The 23,150-nt window shown below is 54.9% G+C and carries 18 protein-coding genes and 1 pseudogene; 6 read left to right on the top strand and 13 right to left on the bottom strand.

Going from position 1 to position 23,150, the window contains the following annotated elements:
* The 5 genes from IGS51_RS04595 to IGS51_RS04575 all read right to left on the bottom strand — a co-directional run.
* Window positions 1-3,425 (bottom strand): Hpt domain-containing protein (locus IGS51_RS04595; RefSeq protein WP_297076510.1); only part of this gene is annotated, 3,425 nt, incomplete at its 3' end.
* Between the two features lie 162 nt (window positions 3,426-3,587).
* A complete protein-coding gene (locus tag IGS51_RS04590) occupies window positions 3,588-6,494 on the bottom strand; it encodes a methyl-accepting chemotaxis protein (RefSeq protein WP_297076508.1) in 2,907 nt (968 codons plus the stop codon).
* Window positions 6,495-6,582: 88 nt separating this feature from the next.
* Window positions 6,583-7,113, bottom strand: a complete 531-nt coding sequence (locus IGS51_RS04585; RefSeq protein ID WP_068508029.1) for a chemotaxis protein CheW — start codon at window positions 7,111-7,113, stop codon at window positions 6,583-6,585.
* Between the two features lie 35 nt (window positions 7,114-7,148).
* Entirely contained in the window at window positions 7,149-7,514 is a 366-nt protein-coding gene (locus tag IGS51_RS04580; protein WP_068508027.1) for a response regulator, read from the bottom strand.
* 259 nt (window positions 7,515-7,773) lie between these two features.
* On the bottom strand, window positions 7,774-9,087 hold the full coding sequence (locus IGS51_RS04575; RefSeq protein WP_297076502.1) for a response regulator: 1,314 nt from the start codon (window positions 9,085-9,087) through the stop codon (window positions 7,774-7,776).
* 935 nt (window positions 9,088-10,022) lie between these two features.
* Between IGS51_RS04575 and IGS51_RS04570 the strand changes: the two genes are divergently transcribed.
* Both IGS51_RS04570 and hmpF read left to right on the top strand, forming a co-directional pair.
* A complete protein-coding gene (locus IGS51_RS04570; protein ID WP_297076500.1) occupies window positions 10,023-10,196 on the top strand; it encodes a hypothetical protein in 174 nt (57 codons plus the stop codon).
* Between the two features lie 174 nt (window positions 10,197-10,370).
* On the top strand, window positions 10,371-12,131 hold the full coding sequence (gene hmpF / locus IGS51_RS04565) for a pilus motility taxis protein HmpF (protein ID WP_297076495.1): 1,761 nt from the start codon (window positions 10,371-10,373) through the stop codon (window positions 12,129-12,131).
* Window positions 12,132-12,383: 252 nt separating this feature from the next.
* On the opposite strand, the gene IGS51_RS04560 is transcribed toward hmpF, so the two are convergent.
* Window positions 12,384-13,238: a pentapeptide repeat-containing protein gene (locus IGS51_RS04560; protein WP_297076493.1), complete on the bottom strand. Its 855-nt coding sequence runs from the start codon at window positions 13,236-13,238 to the stop codon at window positions 12,384-12,386.
* Window positions 13,239-13,607: 369 nt separating this feature from the next.
* On the opposite strand from IGS51_RS04560, the gene ilvD reads away from it, so the two are divergent.
* The gene (gene ilvD / locus IGS51_RS04555) at window positions 13,608-15,293 is read left to right on the top strand and encodes a dihydroxy-acid dehydratase (protein WP_172354593.1); all 1,686 of its coding nucleotides are present in this window, start codon (window positions 13,608-13,610) and stop codon (window positions 15,291-15,293) included.
* Window positions 15,294-15,340: 47 nt separating this feature from the next.
* Here ilvD and IGS51_RS04550 read toward each other — a convergent pair whose 3' ends face one another.
* Window positions 15,341-15,877, bottom strand: a complete 537-nt coding sequence (locus IGS51_RS04550; protein WP_205370729.1) for a pentapeptide repeat-containing protein — start codon at window positions 15,875-15,877, stop codon at window positions 15,341-15,343.
* A 673-nt stretch (window positions 15,878-16,550) separates the two neighbouring features.
* Between IGS51_RS04550 and IGS51_RS04545 the strand changes: the two genes are divergently transcribed.
* Window positions 16,551-16,976, top strand: a complete 426-nt coding sequence (locus tag IGS51_RS04545; RefSeq protein ID WP_297076486.1) for a BlaI/MecI/CopY family transcriptional regulator — start codon at window positions 16,551-16,553, stop codon at window positions 16,974-16,976.
* The gene (locus IGS51_RS04540) at window positions 16,967-17,821 is read left to right on the top strand and encodes a M56 family metallopeptidase (protein ID WP_297076484.1); all 855 of its coding nucleotides are present in this window, start codon (window positions 16,967-16,969) and stop codon (window positions 17,819-17,821) included. The genes IGS51_RS04545 and IGS51_RS04540 overlap by 10 nt, the downstream gene beginning before the upstream one ends.
* A gap of 129 nt (window positions 17,822-17,950) precedes the next feature.
* Here IGS51_RS04540 and IGS51_RS04535 read toward each other — a convergent pair whose 3' ends face one another.
* The 4 genes and pseudogenes from IGS51_RS04535 to IGS51_RS04520 all read right to left on the bottom strand — a co-directional run bounded on the left by IGS51_RS04535 (window position 17,951) and on the right by IGS51_RS04520 (window position 20,223).
* Window positions 17,951-18,226, bottom strand: a complete 276-nt coding sequence (locus tag IGS51_RS04535; protein ID WP_297076481.1) for a hypothetical protein — start codon at window positions 18,224-18,226, stop codon at window positions 17,951-17,953.
* A gap of 352 nt (window positions 18,227-18,578) precedes the next feature.
* Entirely contained in the window at window positions 18,579-18,980 is a 402-nt protein-coding gene (locus IGS51_RS04530; protein WP_297076478.1) for a hypothetical protein, read from the bottom strand.
* Window positions 18,981-19,215: 235 nt separating this feature from the next.
* Window positions 19,216-19,515: a DUF4339 domain-containing protein gene (locus IGS51_RS04525; RefSeq protein WP_297076511.1), complete on the bottom strand. Its 300-nt coding sequence runs from the start codon at window positions 19,513-19,515 to the stop codon at window positions 19,216-19,218.
* Window positions 19,516-19,599: 84 nt separating this feature from the next.
* A pseudogene (locus IGS51_RS04520) lies at window positions 19,600-20,223 on the bottom strand (SPFH domain-containing protein).
* A gap of 778 nt (window positions 20,224-21,001) precedes the next feature.
* Here IGS51_RS04520 and IGS51_RS04515 point away from each other — a divergent pair.
* Window positions 21,002-21,478 carry a TspO/MBR family protein gene (locus IGS51_RS04515; RefSeq protein ID WP_297076475.1) on the top strand — a complete coding sequence of 159 codons (477 nt, stop codon included), beginning with the start codon at window positions 21,002-21,004 and terminating at the stop codon, window positions 21,476-21,478.
* 18 nt (window positions 21,479-21,496) lie between these two features.
* Here IGS51_RS04515 and IGS51_RS04510 read toward each other — a convergent pair whose 3' ends face one another.
* Both IGS51_RS04510 and IGS51_RS04505 read right to left on the bottom strand, forming a co-directional pair.
* Window positions 21,497-22,105, bottom strand: coding sequence for an ABC transporter permease (locus IGS51_RS04510; RefSeq protein ID WP_367279256.1), 609 nt, complete (start codon window positions 22,103-22,105; stop codon window positions 21,497-21,499).
* A gap of 36 nt (window positions 22,106-22,141) precedes the next feature.
* Window positions 22,142-22,924 carry a ParA family protein gene (locus tag IGS51_RS04505; protein ID WP_297076468.1) on the bottom strand — a complete coding sequence of 261 codons (783 nt, stop codon included), beginning with the start codon at window positions 22,922-22,924 and terminating at the stop codon, window positions 22,142-22,144.
* Window positions 22,925-23,150 lie beyond the last annotated feature (226 nt).

Raw genomic sequence — 23,150 nt, 5'->3', positions numbered from 1 at the left:
GCTTGTTCTAGGCTGTTGCGGTTGACGACCAGTTCACCCACTAGGTTGTTGAGGTTGTCCAGGTTTTTGACTGACACGCGCATGGTTTGGTCAGTCAGGGTGGGGGCGTTGCGGCGCGTTGCGGGCCGGCGGGCTGCGGCAGCATTTCGAGCCGCCCGCATCGTGGGAATGTCGGACAGGGTTTGGTCGGCGTTTTCTAGCAGCCGTTCCAAGTCCTCAAACTCATCTGCCTCGTCCTCGCTGGGAATTGGAGGAGCAGTAGGCGGAACAGAAGTTACATCTCCGTCGAGGAGCGCTTCCAAATCCGCAAAGTCGTCCGCCTCTTCCACGCCAAAGCCTGAAATAGGCGTTTCAGAAGCAGTTGTTGCCATTTCTTCTTCTAGCAGAGCATCCAAATCGGCAAAGGCATCTGCTTCATCCCCAACGCTGTCCTCGTTGACCGGGCTGGAATCTGCCAGCAGGTCTTCCAAGTCGGCAAAATCGCTGTTGGGGTCTGATGCGTTTTCAAACAGGCTGGCTTCGCTGAGGTCAAGCCCAAAATCTGGCGCGACGGTTTCGTCGGCATTGCCCAACAGCAAATCCAGATCGCCAAAGTCGGCTACGGCCGCCGCAGCTTCGGGATTGGGGGCGATCGCCTCCAAGGGCTTGCTGGAGATCAGCGGTTCTTCTACTGAAAGTTCCTCTACTGAAAGCTCCTCTACTGAAAGTTCTTCTACTGGAGGCTCCTCAGCGGAAGCGATGGTTCCGTCGTCGATCGACTCTTCAATTGCAAGTTCTGCTGCAAGTTCTGCGCTTGTCTGCAACTCTTGCAGATCTTCTAACTGCGGCTCCTCTAGTTGCGACTCTTCCAGCAAGGCATCCAGACTGTCAGCGGCTTCGGCATCTACCCCCGAAAACAGTTCGTCTCCGTCCAAAGCCTCCGTGCCCGGAGCTTCGTCCAGTCCCAGATCGGTTAGGGCCAACTCATCTTCTGGTGCAGAAACGTCTTCGGTCGCATCGAGATCAGCGCTAGCAGCAGGCTCTTCTAGGAGGTCTACGTCTGCATCGCTCAGGTCAAAGCCCCCCAGATCTTCGACCTCCAGCACGTCTGGGTCAGCCGTTGGATTGATTGCTGAAGAGGGTTGAGGTGCTTCCTCTTCCGGCAGATCATCCAGGCTGTCCCAAATCGCTTGGGCCGATGGCTCAGCGCCCCACAAATCAGCCGTCACATCCTGATCGGACTCCACATCCCACATCGCTGGAGCCGGAGTCAGCGCCGCCAGCCCATCTTCAGAATCCAGCGCATCTAGCCAGGACGTTGGCTGAGAAGCAGCGTCTTTCTGGGAATCATCCTCCAAGTCGAGACCCATTTCAGGGTCGCTCAGATCAGAACTGTCCATCGCCAACAGATCTTCGGCAGCAGGTGGATTCTCAATCAATGCATTAGACAATACATCCGATGCATCTAATACATCCGATGCATCCTCAACCACCTCTGCTGTGGGCGGCTCAGACAGGATTGCCGAATCCATCCCAGCCTCAGCGTCTTCACTGACTTCGGCTAGCGCTTCTGGCTCCAAATCGCTGCCCAAATCTGCAAAGAAGTCGTCTAATGCGTCCAACTGCTGGTCGGGTTCTGATACTTCAGGCAAGCCCAAGAAGCTGTCTTCTAGCCCGCCAGTGAGTTCTTCCAGCAAGCCATTATCCGAATCGTCTAGTCCAAAAAAGTCTGGCACTGGAGACTCTTCAGCAAATAGGTCGCCATCCAGCAGATCATCCAGAGATGCCTCTCCGGTCATTGCAGATGCATCAGGATCGGTAAATTGCGGTTCTGGCTGCGCTCCAAACAGAGCCTCTGAGGAGTCCTCTATCTGAGCCGCGCTGTTTGCCGCAGCATTCAGAATTGCAGAAATATCGTCGTCTGAATCGTCGGCCGCGCTTTCAAAACTGCCGGAATCGTCCCCAGCGCCGTAGGATTCTAGCCCGCCCTCTAGTTCTAGTTCTAAGTCGCTCAGTTCGCCAGCAGTGTCTTGCCCAAACAGCAAGTCCGAGAAGTCGCTAGTGGGGTCAGGCTCTAGCGGTTCTGGTAGCTCCACCTCGACTTCTGACAAGATTTCTTCCTGCCAGATGATTCCTAAGTCAGGGGCTTCGTTTTCAAATAGGTCGGCCAGACTGTTGAGTTCTGCGATGCCGACTTCTGGCCCGTTTTGATCATCCCCTGTAGGATCATCGGCTGCGGCAAAATCTAGTTCCTCTAAGCCGCTCGGCCCATCCAGCGCATCCAGGCCCAAGGCGCTGTCATCCATTGAAGCGAAGAGGTCTGGTGCATCCGAAGCGGATGTATCCGGCAAGTCAAAATCGGCAGTGTCAGCAGTGTCAAATGACCGTTCAAAATCGTTCGTGCGATCGCCCGATCCTGCCTGCCCATCTGCTGCCGCACTAAACGCCGCATCAAAGCCCAGCGGATCGAGATCTAGAGGCGCGTTGGGTACATCCAGCACTTCGGCATCGGGCAAGCCAAATTCGGCTGCATCCACGCCGCCATCGGTGGTTGGCGGCACCGATAGCCAGTCGGCAGCAGGTTCCAGCAGCAGGTCATCGTCGCTGGGCTGGAGTTGGAGTAGGGCTTCGCTGGGCGTGATGTCGGCAGCGCGACTCGCTAGCACCTGTTCCTGCGCCTGCTTGATGTCTTTGATGATGACGGGTGCAAGGGTGCGAAACTCGTTGTCGGGATGGGCGATCGCCCTTTCTGCCAGAGAGAGCAGTTCCGCCCAGGCAGGCAAGTCAAACGGATCGCCGTAGCCACTCAGCGTGCGACAGAGGGATTGAAGCTGTTGACGAGTAGCGTCGCTGTCTGCCTGCTTGAAGAGTTGCAGCATTTCTCGCAGGCGAGCGGGCACATCGCTCTGGAACATCAGGAGCAGGGCGCTTTCCTCGGCGATCGCAGGCTGTGGGGCAGGGGCAGGCGTTGCCTTGGCAGCAGGAACCGATAGCTCCACATCCTCCGGTGGCGTGCCACCCGACTGAGCCACCAACCGAGACAAATGTTCGTTAATCTGCCCAAAGATTGGCTCCACCCCAGCCATCACCTCGGCAGATTTGTCATCGGTCAACCCAAAGGGACCCTGGAGGTGATCCAACAGTTCTCGCAGCGCGTCAAATACGCCTAGCAGCAAAGTTTCTAGAGTTTGGTCAACCCGCACCGGACACTCTTTCAGCACCTTGAAGTAGTCCTCCAGGCGGTGGGACGTGTTTTGAATGCTGTCCAGCCCCAACATTGCCGCGCCACCCTTGACCGAGTGCGCCGCCCGAAACACCTCGCTGACCATCTCCGAGTCTTCGATGGTGGCTTGCAGATTCAGCAACCCCTGCTCGATGGTGTTCAGGTGGTCTTTTGCTTCTTCAATGAAGTAGCCCAGGATGCGCTGTTGTTGTTCCGACAGCATAGCGGTGTTCCTTTTAAATGGGGGAAATGCGCGAACTGAAGATGGGGTGAGCGGTTCAAAATGCAAGAGGGCGTATCCCCTCAAAATCTAACCTAATGTACCCGAATCCATCCAAAGCTCCATCAAATGCTGAGAAAGCCAGTCAAGAAGACGCAGAAGACACTACTTTTCAACGCGGAACCGTTCCACCGAGTTCAGCAGGTCGCGGGCAACGCCCACCAAGTTTTGCAGCGAACCCGACACGCGCTGTGCTTCTTGAGAGGTTTCTTGGGCAGTCAATTCCACCGATTGCATCACCTGAGCCACGGCGCGGGAGGTTTCGGTTTGCTCGATGGTGTCGGTGGTAATGGAGCGCACCAGTACGTCGATGCGGTTCGACACCTGAATGATGTCTTCGAGCGATCGCTTTGCCTGTTCTGCCAGCCGGGTGCCCTCGATCACCTGCTGCGTACCCTCTTCCATCGCGGTCATCACCGAGCCAGTCTCGCTTTGAATTTGCAGCACGATTTGCTCAATTTCCTTCGATGCTTTTGCGGCTCGGTCGGCAAGCTGGCGCACCTCGTCTGCCACGATTGCGAATCCGCGTCCTGCTTCGCCTGCCCGCGCCGCCTCGATACTGGCGTTCAGTGCCAGCAGGTTGGTGCGAGAAGCGATGGAGGAAATCAGAGCCACAATCTTGGAGATTTCCTGGGACGATTCTGCCAGACGTTTCACCTTGCGAGTCGTTTCTGCCACTGTTTCGCGGATTTCTAGAATGCCGGATACGGTGCGCTCCACCGCTTCTCCGCCCTTGAGTGCAGTAGTAGAGGCAGAACGAGCCACCTCTTCGGCTTCGCGGGCGCTCTCTGCCACCCGCTGAATCGAGTCGGTCATCATTTGCACAGAGTTCAGCGTGACGGCTAGCTCTTCCGCCTGCCGCAAGGCATCAGAAGAGAGCGATCGCGCAAAAATCTCATTCTCGGTAGATCCCTTAGTCACCTGCCGCGCCGCCTGCTTCACCTGCTGCACGATTTCTCGCAGGTTTTGAATGGTCAGGTTAAACGAGTCAGCAACTGCACCTAGCACGTCTGCGGTCACCTCTGCCTGCACCGTCAGGTCGCCCCGTGCCGCGCCTTCCACATCATCCAGCAGGCGAATCACCTGACGTTGCAGGTCTTCCTTCGCTTGCTCCTGCTCCTCCGCTTTGCGCTGGGCTTCGCTAGTGGTCGTCAAAATCACCCGCGCCATCTGGTTAAACCCAGACGAGAGTTGGCCCAGTTCATCTTCGGAGTAAACCGTTGCACGAGCGTTCAGATTGCCTTGCGACACAGCGCTGAACTGCGCCTGCAAATCGCTCACCGAGCGCTTGATTTGACGATTTGACGCGGCACTCAGAGCCGTTGCCGTACCGCCACCAACCAGACCCGCCGCCACCGCCATCACCAGCCCCATCTTTTGACTTGCTGGAATAATGGTCGGGCGGTCTTCTTCGGGCACTAGAAAGTTGGATGCCAGGAAGCCGATCGTCGCCACGGCGATCGCCGATGTAATACCCGTCGCCAAGCCAATCAGCCACTTCTTGCTGTCGAGCGGCGCGTTTGCCAAGGGAGCTAGCCAGCCCTGCTGCTCAGCCACCTCAGCCTCCACACTCCGGCCATCGCCCTGAGTAAAGGTCGGCAGCGCATCCGATACACCAGAAAAGCTGAAGATTTCGTCTTCTCGAATCACCGACTGATCGGCTCCCCCGTCAGTCAAGTCAAACCCACTCTCACTGGACACCATGGCCGCACGCCCGGAAACCAAAAAGCTTTCGCCGCCGACCGAAGGACTCGTAAAGCCAGCCGAATGGTCAGACATATCGAAATCGGGCAGGCTACCCAAATCATCGAACTCTTCAAACTCATCCAGAAAATCCGCCCCTCCAACCGATCTGCCGCTGTGGGGGTCTTCGCTGGTTGAGAAATCGTCCAGGCTATCCAGGTCGTCCAGCGCATAGCTATTGCCACTGTCCACAAAGGTATGGTCATCCAAATCTGCCGAGAAACTACTGCTGCCATTGCCATAGCTCGGCATCGGGTAGCCATTTGTCTCATGGGACGGAGAAGCATAACCTGGCGTACCATAATCTGACATGCCATAGTCCGATGGGTTATGGTTCAATGCGCTATAACCTGATGCCCCGTAATCTGGCTTTCCATAATCTGGGGCAGCATACGGGTCATCCTCTTGCGGCTGACCATGCCCAAACGTTGCTTCACCATCTTCTTCAGACGACAAGGCTTCAAATTCATCCGACATCATGAATAGAGTCTCTTCCCCAGTCGATTCAGCAGGCATAGCAAAACCGCCGCTGGCAGAAGGCGATGGAAAAGATTCAAACACCTCGTCCTCTAACCCCGAATCAAAAGATAGCTCTGCATCCGCCGCCGGATCGTCGAATCGAGCCGCTGCAAAGTTCTCCATCGACTGTTCGGGATCATCAAAGACATAGGGCGATGGCTGCCCTAACCCTGCATCTGCCGGACTCGCCAGCCCAGCCAAGGGATCGTCTGATGCCGCAAAGGGGTCGTTCGACCCAAGACCGCCGCCTGCGTTGTCGCCTGCGAATGGGTTGTCAAAGGGCGACGGAATCGCTTCAGGGCCGGCAAATGGGTCTTCTGCACCATTGAAGTCCAGTCCATCGAAGCTAAAAGCATTATCCAAGTCGCCTAGATCGCCACCTTCTTCAAAGTAAGTTTGGGAGTCAGTTGTGCTAACAAAATCACCGTCAATGTCGTCAAATCCGGCATCTGGGGCAACCGTCGCACCAGCATCGCTAAATTGCTGAATCGTTTCTAACCCACTGTTGGCATAATCCACATACTCTGGGTCGTTGGTCAGCGCCAGCACTGACTGATACTGTTCACGCGCAATGTCGTATTGCTGGAGGCCGTAGCAGTAGATATGTCCGCGCAACAGCCGCACATTGGGGTCATCGGGATAGTCTTCTACAAGGCGATCGATCACCGCTGCTGCATCGTCGTATTTTCCTTGCATATAGGCTCTTTCAGCCTGCTGATATTCCTGTGCGTATCCAGTGCTTGATCCCATGTGCCTTCTCCTTAAGCCTGTGCGCGTCTCCGAATGTGCCTCGGTCTAATGGGTTTTCGAGTGAGTTATCGAACTGATTGAAGCTGAGTCAAGCAGCCCATCGGGCCGACCTCAGAATTGCGACTTGATCTAGCAGTCTTAAATGGCGATCTTGAGCGTCTCCAACGGCCCATTCGCCTCGAATAAATGGAGCCATGCCGTCGGGCAGGTTGGTTGGCACCTGAATGTCGTCAAGGGGAAGCCAGTCCATGCCGTTAATCAGGTCAACGGCCAACCCCAACATGGTGTCTTGGTCTTCAACCGCGATAACGTAGATTTCTGAGCGATCGGTACTCAGTGGCGCGGAGTCTCCCAGAAACTGACCTAGATCGGCAACCCAAACAACGCGCCCTCGCACGTTTAGAGTACCCAACAGCAGGGGAGAGACATTCGGAATGGGCGTGATGCGATCGGGCGGAGAAGCAATCACTTCTTTGATTCCTACCGCAGGCAGGGCAAACTCGTCACCCGAAGTCATAAAAAATCGCAGGTGTAGTTCTCCTTCAGGACTGTCTAGCTCCTGAAACTCTGCGACCTGATCCTGCCCTCTGCCTGTGAAAAAATCTGGATTGCCTATCATGGACGATTAACCTATCTTTACCTGGTTCATCTGAGCTATCCCCGCAGCAATTGCTTGACCGTGCCCACTAGCTCGGTTGGTTGGAACGGCTTTGCAATATACGCATCTGCACCCTGCTTCATGCCCCAATAGCGATCGAATTCTTCCCCCTTAGAGGAACACATCACAACGGGGATGTTTTGAGTTTTGGGATTGGCTTTAATTTGTCGGCAGACCTCGTATCCGTTCATGCGGGGCATTACGATGTCGAGAACCACTAGGTCAGGGCTATGACCTTCTATTTGTTCTAGCGCTTCTACACCATCGCTAGCTACGGTAACATCGAGTCCGCTGCCTTTTAGCAGGTCAGTAATCATTTCCCGCTGGGTCACGCTGTCTTCTACAACCAAAACTCTACTCATAACGCCTTACTTTGCAACCATAGTGTTGATTTCGCGAAAACCGCTGGGGTAAACACTGAGTGGATTCTAGAAGCCTACTAGGAAACTTACTAATAAAAATAATGCCCTTTTATTGCGGTGCCCTTTAAAGATAGCGAAGGTTGGCATTTGCAAAACACCTGACCTCTGTGTTGGCAGAATTTTGACAAAACATCAAACTACATTGGCAAATATTGGCAAACCTCTGCTTGGCGGATGTTTTGCAGGCTCCTGTGCCGGGTTAAGCAGGATGGGGTGGGAATGAAGAAGCATCGGTGGGGGGTGGTTTGATATCAAGTTCTAACGCATTTTCTAAGTCTTCTGCCAGGAGTCTTTCAACGTTGGGCGGGTTTTCTAGCCCTGGGCCAATGTAGGTTTCGACCAGTGTGAGTAGTTCTTGTTCGCCGAAGGGTTTTGTGAGGTAGTCGGTTGCGCCGACGATGCGTGCTTTGACGCGATCGATAAAGCCGTCGCGTCCGGTGAGCATGATGATTGGGGTTTGCCGGAAGGCGGTGGAGGTGCGGAGCATGGCGCAGATTTCATAGCCATCCAGTTCGGGCATGGAAATGTCGCACAGGATGAGGTCGGGCTTGAGCTGAAAGACCAGGCTGAGGGCCTTGAGGGGGTTGCCGATGGAGGTGGCTTCGTAGCCGTGGCTGCGGAGGATAGACTCAATGGCTTTGCGGATGGAGGTGCCGTCATCGATGCAGACGATGCGGGGGACGGGGGTTTGAATGGTGGGCTTGGGCTTTGTGGGCAGGGTGTTGGGGGTTGGGGTGGCAAGCTGGACGATGCCTTGCTTGATGTAGGGGTAGAGGGCTTTGGCGACGGTGATGAGGTCACGGTTGAGGTAGCGAGAGATTTGCCGGATGGAGGTTTGTCCGTCCATCCAGTCGCTGAGGGCGGCGATGGTGGTTTCTTTTGCGGAGTCGCGGAGGCGATCGCCATCGACCACAACCAGCCCCTGATCGGGGGATTGAATATGAGGGTGAAACTTTTTCCAGGACTGTACCTGAGTCATGATGCGGGCAAGTAGTGGGCCAATTTCCAGCGTGGTGAGTTGGGGGGCGAGGGGAGAACCGATTTCAAAGATGAAGCTACCTTGGTGCAGGCTGAGCAGGTCAAACAGGGTTTCGCGCACCATGCTGTGGATGATGCTGCGGGCCTGGGCGGGGGTGAGGATGCGCTGCTCCAGCAGGGCCCAGAGGTGTCCATATTCGGGGGTGTTAGTAGTGGCGATCGCCCCTCCAGTGTCTACCCCATTCAGCGATGCTTCCAACTGATAGCGACGGAGGTAATCGCGCAGGCGAGACAAATCGCTGCGGGCATCGCCTGCGTAGATGATTTGACCATTTAGAAAAAAGACAAACCAGGACTGCGAGGGTGTGGTCTTGGCGAGACGGTTTCGCAGGACGATTGGCGCAGTATTTGTGTCGCCTCCTGGCAGCATTCCACCCAGCCCGTAGGACTCTACAAACAGTTCGCCCGTGCGCTGACCCAGTTCCACAAGCTGGAGAATGCTGCGGATATCAATTTCATTCAAGTTCCCCTGCATATCGCCAAATCACCCCCTCAAGGTCAGTGCTGGGCTTGGGCTGGTCTGCTGCGGGCGGTTCGCGGCTTTGGGCAGGCGCTGAGGTGGGCCTGGGTCAACCGTTGAAAGTCAATTCTGACATGATGCCCAATGTTTTTCTGCCTTTGTCATCCAGTATGATTCCCCAATTGCCTGTCAAAGTAGACAAACCCCAGAATATCCGGCGAATGTCTGTATTGTTCCAGTATCTTGGCGCTGCTATCTTGGCGCTGCTAGCGGGTGATGCTGCCGAATTCTGGGCTGTGCTGACTCGCTTAGATTTTGTCCGGAGGCGTTAATCCAGCCCTGACTTGGGCACTCTAGACTATCAGGAATTCAGGCTTTGCGCCGAGGGCAAGGAGCAATAGAGGGAGGCAGGGAAGCTAGATTTTAGAGCAAGTCCTATAGGCACAAGCCCGGATAGGCGTTGGGGCGATCGCCAGATATCCCAGCGATCCAGCTAGCTCAGCCCAGCCTCACCGAAGAATGCCCAGTCCATAACTCCGATATAGTCAGTTGGGATGGGATAAATCCGCCAGGTTTGCCAAATTTGCCAGAGTTTGGCTTGTTGGGTCTGTTTTGGTGGGCTTGTTCTAAGGGGGGCGGGTTTTGCCGGGTTCCTCTCGCTGAATTTGCAGCGCTCTGGGGTTCAGTCCTCGGTGAGGGTCGGCTAGAGTTCTTCTCCGGAGTCCCTATGGAGTCCCTGTTCTCATTTCTCTGTATAGAGTCTGAGCCATAGAGTCTGAGCGCAGTAGAGGAGCGGGTTGAACTGACCCACTCAGTTTTGATTGCATTTTTTGCTTGCATTTTCTGGATTGCAAACTAGAATCGAACTTCAGGGGAGATATGATGATGCTACATTTGATGGAAATAGGGATGGAAACAGCCGTCTTATCTTGTTAGATCCACCTAGAGCAATGGCTGGCGGGCGGGTGGGTGCTAAACCGGACGAGCGGTTTGTTCGGCAAGCTCTCTGGCGTTTCAGGTTCGATATGCTGCCCCATCGGGCGAGATTTTTCCTGGTCTTTGTCTTTTGGACGGGGCGATCGCCCGCTACTGCATCCCAGCCTAGTCGCTTCAGTCCGCCTTAGGTTCATATTATTAGGCTCATATTGTGTAACTACTTATACGCTGTAGCGCTCTCATTTGAGTGAATCGCCCAACATAAACCCAATCATCATCTTGACGGGTTTTGATCTTGCCACTGCTGGCAACTGCCTGATGTAAACCAAACCGTAGACGATACAAGTAAGGGGACGACTGGCGTGCTGTATTTAGCGGAAGTACAGAGAAAAAGCAGAGTTATCGGCAGCAGTAAGGCTGAGCTGCGGCTGCTTGCCTGCCAGCGCTCTGAAAATAGCTGGAGCGCGGTGCCGGGTGAAGAGGTCATCCCTGCGCCCGACGACGTGACCTATGGGGCCGGCGTGTTGGTGATGGTGGAACTAAGCGGCACTAAGCAGGTGCAGCGCCACGCCGAAGCGGGTCGCCAATTGGTTGCGATTTTGCAAAACTTTTCGCGGGCGCAGGAGCGCTACAAAACCCAGGAAGAAGAAATTCAGCAGTGGAAAGAATCGCTGACCTACCAAAGCCAAGAGCTAAACCGTCGGGAAATGGAGATGGAAGCCCGACAGGAGCAGCTTCAGGAAATGGAGGAAGACTTTGAGCGACTGGAGCAGCAACGCCAAGAGATTGAAAGCAAGCGGCAGGAAGTCGAGGCTCTGAAGGCAGAATTTGACCGTAAAAACCAGGAGCTAGAAGGAGCTTGGGCCCAGCTTCGGGGCGAGATGGGCCGGCTAGATGAGCAAAAGGCACAATTCACCCAAGCGGCCGTGCTGGATGATGCAAAAGCCCAGGAACTGCAAGAATTGCTGAACCGACTGGCAGGGGCGATCGCCCCGACCGAAGCAGCCCGAGAGCAGGTGACGACCTCCTTTGACCTGCTAAATCAGCAGCAAACCACGCTCGATCAGCACTATCAAATGCTGGACGAACAGCGCAACGCCGCTCAACAGGCGCAGGACGCGCTCGATCAGCAGGTGCAGCAGGTGCAAGCCCTCTGGCAAGAGTGGCAACAGTCGAAAGCGGGTTTGGATCAGGCGCGGGATGAACTGGCAGCTTTGCGGCGATCGCTCGAACTCAAACAAGAGCAGGTGCAAAGCCTCAACACCCAACTGCAACAGCAGGACAGCCTGCACCAGCAGTTTTGCCAGCTCGCCGATGTGTCGGATCGCTTTACCGTCGGCGCAAAGGTCGATGTCAGCGGTCTGGAATCCATGCCTATTGAGGAACTGGAAAACATCGTCCGCGACCTGACCAACGACTTGGAAAAAATGTCTCGCTTTGTCAATAGCCAGGAAGAGGAGCTAACGGCACAGCAAGAGGAAATGCAAAACTTGCAGCAGCAGATCCAGCAAGCCAGCGAGTACGATCGCCTGCGCCTGGAAGCAGAACTCACCGACGAGCAAGATCGCTACCGGATGCTGGAGGAGACGCTGGTCGGACAGCGCCGCAACCTGCAAGAGCGCCAGGCCGTATTAAAACAGCATCAGACTGTGCTGGACAAGCGCCAGGGACGAGCGACCGCGGACGCATCAGAAGAGACTGTCGATATTGCGCCCGTTTTGACACAGCTTGAGACCCTGCGCCAGGAGCTAGCAGCCCAGCTTCAGCAGGCAGAAGCCCAAGTGCAAGAACTGCAAGCCGCCGTCGAACAGGCTCAGCAGTCAGTCGATCAGCAATCTCAGGCGCAGGAAGATCGCTGGAATCGGGCGATGGAACTAGAGCAGCAGGTGCTAGCACAGAAAGCCGCTGTGGGCGAGCAGTGGGGCAAAGTGAATGCCTACCAGGAGGCGCTGGCCCTGGCTCAGGGTGGCGCGGGCGGTATCCGCGAGAAGCTGGAGTTAATTGGGCAGATTCTGAACCAGTTTCAGGAGACCAGCGACTATCAACTCCAGGCGATCGCCGAACTGCGGCAAATCATTAGCAGCCTGACCGAGCAGCGCACGCCGGAGTTTGTGATTACCTGATCTGCATCTGTCCCGTCAAAGCCTTGAAACTTACATTAAAGCCTTGAAACAAGGAGCGATCGCCCAGGGTTGCTCCTTGTTTGTTGCTAGTCAGGACTGACCACTTGCGATAAGTTTTCTGGGTTTTGGACGATTTCTCGCAGGCTGCGTCCGCGAGAAATCGTCCAACTGCGTAATGCGTAAGTCCTACCAGTTTCTTTCTAACCTCAAACTCATCTCGCGCTGGCGTTGCGAAGCAGCTCAAGTTAGTTCCTAACTATGTGATGAACCATCGGGCATAATCGCCCCGCGCAAATTGGCGTTTTGGAAATTGGTTTGCAACACAGTTGCGCTGATCAGCATCGCCTCGTTCAAATTCGTTTCGCTCAGATTCGCCCAGTTTAGCTTTGCGCGATACAGGTTCGCTTTGCACAAATTTGCGCCCCGCAGCGAACTCCAGCTCAGGTTTGCGCCGCGCACATTCGCCTGGCTGAGGCTGGCGTTGATCAGGTTGGCACTGCTGAGGCGGGTGCGGCTTAGCTCGGCTCCGTGCAGGTCGGCTTCTTCTAGGCTGGCTCCGTGCAAAATAGCCCCCGTCAGGTTTGCCCGCTCCATGAGCGACTCGTTCAAAATAGCATTGGTTAGATTCGCATTTTCCAGCGTAGCGCGAGTCAGGTTGGCCGCAATCAGTTTCGCCCGGTTGAGGCTGGCATCGTTCAGGTTGGCCTCGGTCAGATTGGCTCGATCTAGCAGCGCCTCTGCTAGGTTTGCGCCTATCAGCACGGCTTGAACCAAGGTTGCCTCTGTGAGTTTTGCGCTCCGCAGGCCGGCATCGGTCAATGTCGCTTTGCTCAAATCCGCCTGATATAACTCTGCGCCAATTAAGTTGGCAATTGTCAAATCTGCGCCTCGAAGATCGGCCCCAGCAAGATTTGCCTCTCGCAGATTTGCCATCCGCAGGTTTGCACCCCGTAGATTTGCGCCGCTGAGGTTTGCCCGCCGCAGGTTGATGCCCTGCAAATCGCGATCGCTCAGGTTGAACTGACTGAGTTTGGCTTCGCGAAAATCTCTTGCCCCTGCTTCATAGTGGCTCAGGAGTTCATCAACGTTCATGAAGGTTAACATCATAGCAGTAGGCAGGCGGGTGGGTCGGGCGATCGCCCATCGGTGACTGGAGCCAGCGGATTAGCATGAACTGCTGAGCAGGCTATTCAGGGAACTGATTCTCTTAGAGTGCCCGCCAGCAGCCGAGAATCTGCATTCTTCTGCATTCTGTTGTCAGGGAGATGCGGATCTTCCGCCAAAACTGTCCCTTGGTTTGGGAAAATAAAAGTTCCGGTGTCGCCTCATACCGAATGGTTTTATATCAACTCCGGTTCATTACAAGGTTGAATATTTCTGTGGAAGCCTTGCGCTGTGGGGCTTCTACAAAAATAAACCCCACATCAACGGAGTTGACGTTACCGAACTGTTTTGAAGTCTTAAGGAACCAGTTGAATGTCTGAAACCCTCAGAAGTCAGGTGATTACGCAAGGTGTGCAGCGCAGCCCCAATCGGGCAATGCTGCGGGCGGTCGGGTTTTCCGACGACGATTTCAACAAGCCGATTGTGGGGGTTGCCAGCGCCCACAGCACGATTACCCCCTGCAACATGGGCATTGCGCCGCTGGCAGCCAAAGCAGAGGCAGGCATTCGGGCAGCGGGGGGAATGCCGCAACTGTTCGGCACGATTACCGTCAGCGACGGCATCTCGATGGGCACTGAGGGCATGAAATACTCCCTGGTATCGCGGGATGTAATTGCCGACTCGATCGAAACCGCCTGCAACGCTCAGAGCATGGACGGCGTGCTGGCGATCGGCGGCTGCGACAAGAACATGCCCGGTGCCATGATCGCCATGGCCCGCATGAATATTCCTGCTGTGTTTGTCTACGGCGGCACGATCAAGCCGGGACATTTGGAAGGAGAAGATTTAACGGTTGTCAGCGCCTTTGAAGCGGTGGGGCAGTATAGCGCCGGACGTATCGACGAGGTGCGGCTGATGTCGGTGGAGCGCAACGCCTGTCCTGGTGCAGGTTCCTGCGGTGGCATGTATACAGCCAACACCATGTCGTCGGCCTTTGAGGCGATGGGCATGAGCCTGATGTATTCCTCCACCATGTCGGCGGTTGATCCCGAAAAGGCAGAGAACACAGAACTGGCCGGCAAAGTGTTAGTGGAGGCGATTCGCAAGAACCTGCGCCCGCGAGATATTATTACCCGAAAGTCCATCGAAAATGCGATTTCGGTGGTGATGGCCGTGGGCGGTTCCACCAATGCGGTGCTGCACTTTTTGGCGATCGCCCATTCTGCCGGGGTCGAGTGGACGCTCGACGACTTCGAGCGCATCCGACAGCGCGTGCCCGTGCTGTGTGATCTGAAGCCCTCTGGCCGCTACGTGGCCACCGATCTGCACCAGGCCGGCGGCATTCCCCAGGTCATGAAAATGCTGCTGAATCACGGACTGCTGCACGGCGACTGCATCACCGTTACAGGCGAAACCATTGCCGAGCGTCTGAGGGATATTCCCGATGAGCCGCGCCCCGATCAGGACGTGATTCGCCCTTGGAGCAACCCCATGTACGCTGCCGGACACCTGGCCATCCTCAAGGGCAATTTGGCTACCGAAGGGGCAGTCGCCAAAATCACCGGGGTCAAGCAGCCCAAAATCACCGGCCCTGCCCGCGTGTATAACTCTGAAGAGGAGTGTCTGGACGCGATCTTGGCCAACAAAATTAATCCAGGCGATGTCCTGGTGATTCGCTATGAAGGGCCGAAAGGCGGTCCCGGAATGCGGGAAATGCTGGCTCCCACGTCTGCCATTATTGGCGCAGGACTTGGTGATTCTGTAGGGCTGATCACCGACGGACGCTTCTCCGGCGGCACCTACGGCATGGTGGTCGGCCACGTCGCCCCCGAAGCCTATGTCGGCGGCACGATCGCCCTAGTGCAGGAAGGTGACAGCATTACCATCGATGCAGACGCTCGCCTGCTGCAACTCAACGTCTCCGATGAGGAATTGGCTCAGCGCCGCGCCCAGTGGCAGCCGCCCAAGCCGCGCTATACCAAAGGCGTTTTGGCCAAATATGCCACGCTGGTTTCGTCGAGCAGCAAGGGTGCAGTGACCGATTTAGATTTGTTTTAGATTTGTTCTAGAAGGGCTGGGAGTGATGCAGGTTGGAAATCTTCCAATCAACCCATCGATCCATCACTCCCCCGATGCCCATCTGGAAAAATCGTGCCTCTATCGGCGATCGCCCCATCTAGATCTGCCGACTGGGCACGAAACAAATTACATTGGCCAATATTCGCCCCCTCTAGCTTGGCTTGCTGGAGGTCTGCCCCCACTAGGTTTGCCGCCTGCAAGTTTGCCGCAGCCAGGTTAGAGTAGCGCAGGTCAGCACTTTGGAAATTGGTTTCCTGGAGCGATGCCTCCGCCAAATCTGCGTAGCAGAGAATGCTGCGCGACAGGTTTGCCCGATCGAGCGATGACTGTTTTAAGTTGGCAGATTGTAGCCGCGCATTACCCAATTCCGCAGCTTGCAGTTGAGTTCCCTGCAAGTTTGCGCGGCTGAGATTGGCATAGGCCAAATAAGCTTGTCTGAGATTGCTGCCCTGAAGATTGATATCTTGTAAATTGCATTCAAATAGGTCAGATTGACTTAAATCGAGATAGCTAAAATCGCGTCTTCCTGCAGCATATTCCGCTAAAAGCGTTTCAACTGACATTCGTTCCATAATAGGCATTTACTCAGCAGAATCCAGCACTGCAACAGCGATCGCCACAGCGCTGAAACTGCCTGCAATAGTTCAGTTCACTCCTTTACAAGAGTTTACAAACACTCCTTGCCGCTCAATAGATTACTTAATCTTCTTTTAGTTTTCTTAGTGAGTTTATCTATTCCTATACAAGCTATAAGTTTATGCAATAAACTCTGTCAACTATCCTCAGATCAATAGCGCAAGCCACCACTTGTCTTCCGAAAGCTCCTCCCAAAAATATCTGTTTTCAAGCTCATCTTTGGCTTAATTTGCTGCAAATTTGCAGCAGCGATACTGCGCCGAAGTCCTGACATCCCGTTGACAAAACGGAGATTGGTTTTAGAGGGTGTTTGAAAAGGTATCGCCTGTAATGTTAAGCACTCAGAGATCCCCGCTAGCCCCCCTTAAAAAGGGGGGAAACCGCCTTAAAGTTCCCCTTTTTAAGGGGGATGTAGGGGGATCTTGCACGCTTTGCTACAAACAGTAGGACTTTTGAAACATCCTCTTAGGCTAAACTGAGGACGGTAAAGGTGTTTTTCAAGCTCATTTCGGCATTCGTCTCAACTCTGGTTCAACACCGTTCGACAGTATTTAAAATCATTTGACATCAGCACATTTAGACTTCTGAATTTAGGTGCGTATGGCATTACCCGAACCTCGTCCCCGTCATCTCTCTCTAGGGCCGTTGGAGCGCGAGATCTTAGAAATCCTGTGGCAGCTAGAATCGGCAACGGTTAAGGAGATACACGATCGCATCTTGGCAGACCCAAATCGGGAGTTGGCCTATGCATCTGTGACCACGGTGCTGAATCGGCTAACGGGCAAGGGCTGGCTGGCGTGCGATCGCCACGGGCGGGCGTTTCACTGGCGGCCGCTGGTGTCGCGAGAGGAGGCGCAGATGCTCCAGGCACACGAGCATCTGCATCGCTTTCTGTCCGTCAGCAATCCCGACGTGGTGGCGGCCTTTGCAGATGACCTAGATGTTGCCAGCCTGGAACAGTTGGATGCCATCACTCAACGGCTGAAGGCCGCACGGCAAAAGCGGGAGGGGGAGTCATGCACCTGATGCTGATTTTGGCGGCGATCGCCCTGGCTATCCTCTCGCGCCTGATTGCTAAGCACCGTCCTGTCGCGCCTGCCCATCGGTGGACTGCGGCGCTGGGGCCGTTTCTATTTGCGCCGCTGCTGCTGCTGTGTACGGTCGTCGCCGTTTTTTGCATGGGCCGCGAGGGGCATATGCTGGGGCTGTCCGTCGGCTCTCTGGGCTGGGTTCTAGCCGTCGGCAGCTTGACCCTTGCAGGCGGAATGCTGCTGCGGCTGGGCGGGCAGGTGGGGCGATCGCGCCGCACATTGCAAACTCTGCCGTTTGTGGAAACCCACGGGCTTGCCGCTCGTTTGCTCGATACGCCCGCTCTGTTTGCGGCGCAGGTTGGTTTTTGGCAACCCGAACTGGTCGTCAGCCGGGGGTTGCTAGAAACGCTCTCTGCCGAGCAAGTTGCCGCTGTGCTGGCCCACGAGCAGGCTCACACCCACTATCGCGACACCTTCTGGTTTTTCTGGCTGGGCTGGCTGCGCGGTCTTACGGCCTGGCTTCCCCACACTGAAGCCCTCTGGCAAGAACTGCTGCGACTGCGAGAACTCCGCGCCGATCGCTGGGCGGCTCAGCATGTTGACCCACTGCTGCTAGCAGAGTCGCTGGTGCAGGTGGTGAGGTCGCCGCTGACAGAGGTTGACTTTCCGTGCGCGGCTTTTGGCGAGGCCGCATCACCCTGCCGTCTGGCGGAGCGGATTGAGGCGCTGTTGCCCGATGCCGAGGGTAGCCTGGCAGGTTCCATAGAGCGCGATCGCCTCCCCTGGCTATGGCTCCTGGCATCGGGTCTTCCCCTCTGCACGCTATTGATACATCACTAAATCCTGCTTGAGGAATTGCGTTGCAGCGGTGATGCCAACAAGGTGGAATACCAGCTACTTTGGAGCTGGGCAATTTCCAGACAGCTTATACCGGGCAGCTTGTATCTGTTCCGACACTTGCTCCTATAGCTACAGAACACTGACTAAAACTCCGAGTACAACAATTGCAACGAGAATCGCTAGCGCAATCTGGAGCCAACTGAAGGGGCGATCGCCACAGACCTTTCCAGACTGACCGTTCACCACGATTGTGTAGCGCCGTCCTTTGAACTCGTAGGCCCCCGTCCATACTGGCAGAAGGATGTGCTTAAAGGTAATGTCGCTATAGGAGGTGGAGAGGGAATCGATACACTGTTCATCGCTGCCAATTTTGCACTCTACAGCCCTACGAATTTCAATCTCCATCTTTTTCTTTGCCCGCTCAAAACCCTCTTTGAGATTAATTTGATATCGCTGTACCTTGAACCCTGACAAGTAAGAGGCGTTATAGGGCACTAATATAGGGCACTAATTCAGACAAATCCCATCCCTCAACAGCTCGCAAGTGATTTTGGTCAACTGATTCAGCCGCTGCTACAAGAACATCATCAAAGTTATAGTCCACGCTCCCTGATACACGGGTCCAACAGGTTTCTACGACTTCGCGAGTGTCCGTAATGGTTCTCCCATCATTATCAGTCGTGGTGTAAGTTTCAGTCCTTGTGTAGCGATCGCCCCGCTTCCCGCGATATTGACTACAGGTTTTGCAATCATAGGTTCAGAATGGCAAATAGATACCCTGCAACCCCGCGTGTTGGGACAAGCGCTTCAACCCCTGTGGCGCAAACCAGCGCTGGCGCAGCCACTCGCTCACTTTCTCTCGAGCCTGCCTTTGGCCAATCGTGAACGGTACCACCCCGCCAGGAGTGACCACCGGGCTAGCAGTACGGGGCTGCGCCACGATATTGGTGTTGCAAAATGCACATTTCCCCGCCACGGTCGGCGGCTCAAACGTAAACCGAGCGCGGCACCCTGGACACTGCACTTCGACTGCCTGCTGCGATAGAGCAGCCAGTTGAGTATGCTTTTCATTCAGGTGCGCCTCAAAGGATTGCTCTGCCAGTAGGGAGAAGTGGTCTGGTTTCGGGCGATCGCCTCTCGCCGACCACAATAAGGACACTCCATCTGTCCTCTTTTAGGATTAAACTCTAGCGACGCACCGCAGCCCGGACAGGAAAGCTGTGACTCACTGGAGGAGTGGCGCTGCATAGTCATAGGAGTTTTTGCTAAGAGTTTGATTCAGAGGTAGAGCAACCCTTGCGTTGGACGTTGCTTAACAGCATTTCAACAGCAAACGATGCAGAGCGAACCATCCGGAACAAACCATGCAGAACAAACCATGCAAAACCCGCAGGTTACGGGACAGGAGGAGGCGATGGTGGCAGCAAGACAGCCAGTTCTGGAACTGCATTTGCAAACTGCCAGCCATTCATCCCTGACCGCCATACGTAAGTCTGAGCAGTTAGCCCTTGTTGAAGAAGCTGATTCACTGGAAACGGCCCAAACGTTTGTCCGTCTCGAGACAAATACCATTGCGGCTGAGGTGGCGGTGGCGGTGCTGCTGCGGGCGAGGTGGCTGGCTGAGGCGCGGCAGCTGGCGGCTGCTGTGATTGAGCGGCGTTGGGGTTCAGCGCATTGGTCACCTGCTGCGCCATTGCCAAGCCCACTCCCAACTCCAAGAAAGAGTTCCCACCGCTCGGATTTTGGGCAGACTGCTCAATAGAGTTGGCAACTTGATATTAGGTATATTGCTGCATATTGCCCAAAACCCCGATCGAAGCCCGCTTGTCAAGCGCAGCTTCTACCTCTGGCAGCAGCGAAATGTTTTCAATAAGCAGTTGCGTCAGATCCAAACCAAACCGCTGCACGTCTGCCTGCATATTCTGGCGAATTGTGTTGCTGATCTCCCTGATAACGAGATGCCAGATCGAATAGAGGGACTTGGGCTGCTCCGATGAGGAGGTAAAAGCGGTCATAATCATGTTGCGGATGTGATCGCTGACCTCATCCACCTGGAAAAGTCCATCCGTGCTGACCAACTCTTGAAGCAGAACTTCAGGCTGAACAATCCGCACATTATAGGTGCCGTAGGCCCGTAGGCGAACAGGGCCCAGTTCGGCATCCCGGAGGATGATGGGATTAGAAGTTCCCCACTTGAGGTTCGTGAAAATTCGAGTATTGAAGAAGTATACTTCTGCCTTGAATGGAGAGTTGAAGGCATAGGGCTAACCCATTAGTGTTGTAAGAATGGGCAAATTTTGGGTTGACAGCGTATACATCCCAGGCCCAAAGCAGTCAGCAATACGACCTTCGTTGACGAATACCGCTTTTTGACCAGGGCGCACGGTTAGCTTTGCCCCCATTTTGATTTCGTTGTTGTATCGCTGAAAGCGATAGACCATTGTGTCGAGACCATTGTGTCGTTGGTAGAGTCTAGCCACTCGATGATGTCTACAAACTCACCTCGAATCTTCTCGAAGAGACTCACACTAACCTCCAGGCTGAATCCAGGTCAGACGAGATTGGTCAACAACAGACTAAATCCAGACAATTGCAGAGATAGAGAAAATATTGCTTTTGAGGCGTTGCTTCTACAAACTAGCGATGCTTTTTGTAAGGCGAATGCATCCCTGAGTGCTTTGCTTAGTGCTCAAAGTTTCAGATGTGTTGCTTAAGTCAGCACGAGTGACTCAGTTCGGACTGAGCTAGCAGAAACAGCCCTGACAATCTGCAAGCCTATATATTCTGCAAGCCTACATATCAAGAGTAAGCTGATCCTAGTGTGCCCACGATTCTAATCGAGTAACGGAAATGGAGACGGATTGGGCATCTTTAGTCAGGGCATCTGTGAAGGAAATGCGAGGGTTAGTTTTAGCCAATTTTTTAGCTGGTTGCTGAGCCTATCGATTGATACAAGCTCTAGCTCTCATTTTCCGTAGTCTATCCAATAGTCTACCCATTGGGATAACGCATAGTTTTTCCTTGCCAAATCCTATGATGAACCTATGACTTAGGTATCTTCAGCGCCTACTCTATGACAATTGGCAGATTTGAGGAAGTTGCAGAACCTATTAGAATGAGCAGCGAGAGGGGCGATCGCCTCGATTTCCCCCTAGGTTCTAAATTCCGCTCTAAGTTCCCATGATTCGATCTTGGATGGTGATTGGCGGGGTGATGCTGGGTCTGGCGTTTGCGCTGGGCAGCGTGACCACTTCGCGGGGGCGCGGCTGGTTTCGGCGGCTACGGCGGCCCGACTGGCTCACGTTTGAGAAATTTATCCCGGTGATTTGGACGACGGTCTTTACCTGCGCTGCCTGGTCTGCCTACATCATTTGGGAGCGAGAACCGGGCACGTCTAGAACCTGGGGGCTGATGGCGACTTACCTGCTGCTGGAGGTGGTTACGCTGCTCTACACGCCTCTCATGCTGGGGGCACGGCGAATTCGCGTGGGGCTATGGCTGGGTGCGGCGGGGCTGGTGGTGGCGATCGCCCTCTTTATCATGCTGCTGCCGCTGTCGCGTCCGGCGGCCTGGCTGCTGCTGCCGTACCTGCTCTGGAGTCCCATCGGCACTTACACCACCTGGGAAATGATGCAGCTCAACCCTGAAGAAGCCTGATCTAATGTCTGTAGAAATTCAGCTTGTAGGGGGCTGCACTGACCTTTGCAGGGCGCTCATACCCAGTTCCGCCGCCAACGCCAGCAGCGCCACGGGAACTGCGCCCACCAGCAAGATGGCGCTGTCGTATAGCGCAAAGCCGCGCACAATAAACGTTCCCAGCCCGCCCGCGCCGATAAACGCCGCCAGCGTTGCGCTGGCAATGACCTCCACCAGGGCCGTTTTGATGCCCGCAATGATGACGGGCAGCGCCAGGGGAAGCTCCACCTGCCGCAACACCTGTACCGGACTCATGCCCATGCCGTGGGCAGCTTCGCGGATCATTGGGTCAATAGTGCGAAAGGCGACATCCGTGCTGATCAGAATTGGCGGCATCACCAGCAGCGTCAGGGCGATCGCCGCCGATTGAAAGCTCAGCCCAAAGTAGGGAATCGCCAAAAACAAAATCGCCAGACTGGGAATCACCCGCAGCGCGTTGAAGCCATTGATCAGGACAGCCGAGACAGCGGGCGATCGCGCACTCCACAACCCCAGCGGCAAGCCCAGCAGCAGCCCCACCGCCAGCGGCACCGCCACCAGCCACAAATGCTGCTGCAACGCATTCAGCAGCGCGTCCCCGTTTGCCATTCCATATTCATAGGCCTGCCTAAACACGCCCACGCGCTACGCCTCCTCCAGCATCAGCAGTTCGCGCACCACTTCGCGATAGGGCTGCACTACGCGCCACTCGCGGGTAAAGACGTGAATCGGTTCCCCTGCCATGTTGGACTCTGGAAAGCGCACCGACTTGGGCACGGGGTCAAATACGCGCACACCCTCAAGCTGCGATCGCAACAGCTTTAGCACGTCCTGCGTAATCACTGTGTTTGTTTCTGCCATCGTCGGCAGCACGCCCAGCACCCGCAAATTCGGATTCAGGCGGCTCTTGACTGAGTCAATCGTCTCCAGCAATCCCTCTAGCCCTTTAATGGCAAAAAACTGACACTGCACGGGAATCAGCAGCCAGTCCGCAGCAGACAGGGCATTCAGCGTCAGCAGACCCAGGCTGGGCGGACAGTCGATTAAAATTTGCTCGAACTGAGATTTGGCAGGCTCCAGCGCCGATTTTAAGGCATAAAATCGATCGGGCTGGGAAAGCAAATCTTTTTCTGCTTTGACCAGAGAAATGTCGGTGGCCAGCAGGCTGAGTCCAAACCGAGTCGGGGCGATCGCCTCTGTAATGCCAACCTTCGCGGTAATCACGTCGTAGGTCGTGTAAGGAAGCGACGACGCATCTACGCCCAGTCCCGTAGACAAGTTGCCCTGTGGGTCGAGATCCACCGCAAGGCATGGCCCTTCTTCCGCCAGCAGACCCGCCAGCGCGATCGTAGACGTGGTTTTTGCAACGCCGCCTTTCTGATTGGCGATCGCAATGATCATAAGCCGACCCGCCCTGCATCCAAACATGCTGCTTTAGAGAAGCATGTCTGCCTTTCCGTTTGCCGTCAGCTAACCATGTTACCCCCACGATCGCACAAGCTCCAAATCTCTACTCCAAATCTCCACTCCAAATGCAATTTTTAATGCATTTCAGGACTTACACACTTGCAATTAAGTTTTCTGGGTTTTGGACGATTTCTCGCGGGCTGCGCCCGCGAGAAATCGTCCAAACTGCGTCAGTCCTAGCATTGAA

Source organism: Thermoleptolyngbya sp. M55_K2018_002 (genome assembly GCF_015295965.1).
GTDB classification, from domain to species: Bacteria; Cyanobacteriota; Cyanobacteriia; order Elainellales; family Elainellaceae; genus Thermoleptolyngbya; species Thermoleptolyngbya sichuanensis.
This window is presented reverse-complemented; position numbering and strand designations above follow the sequence as displayed.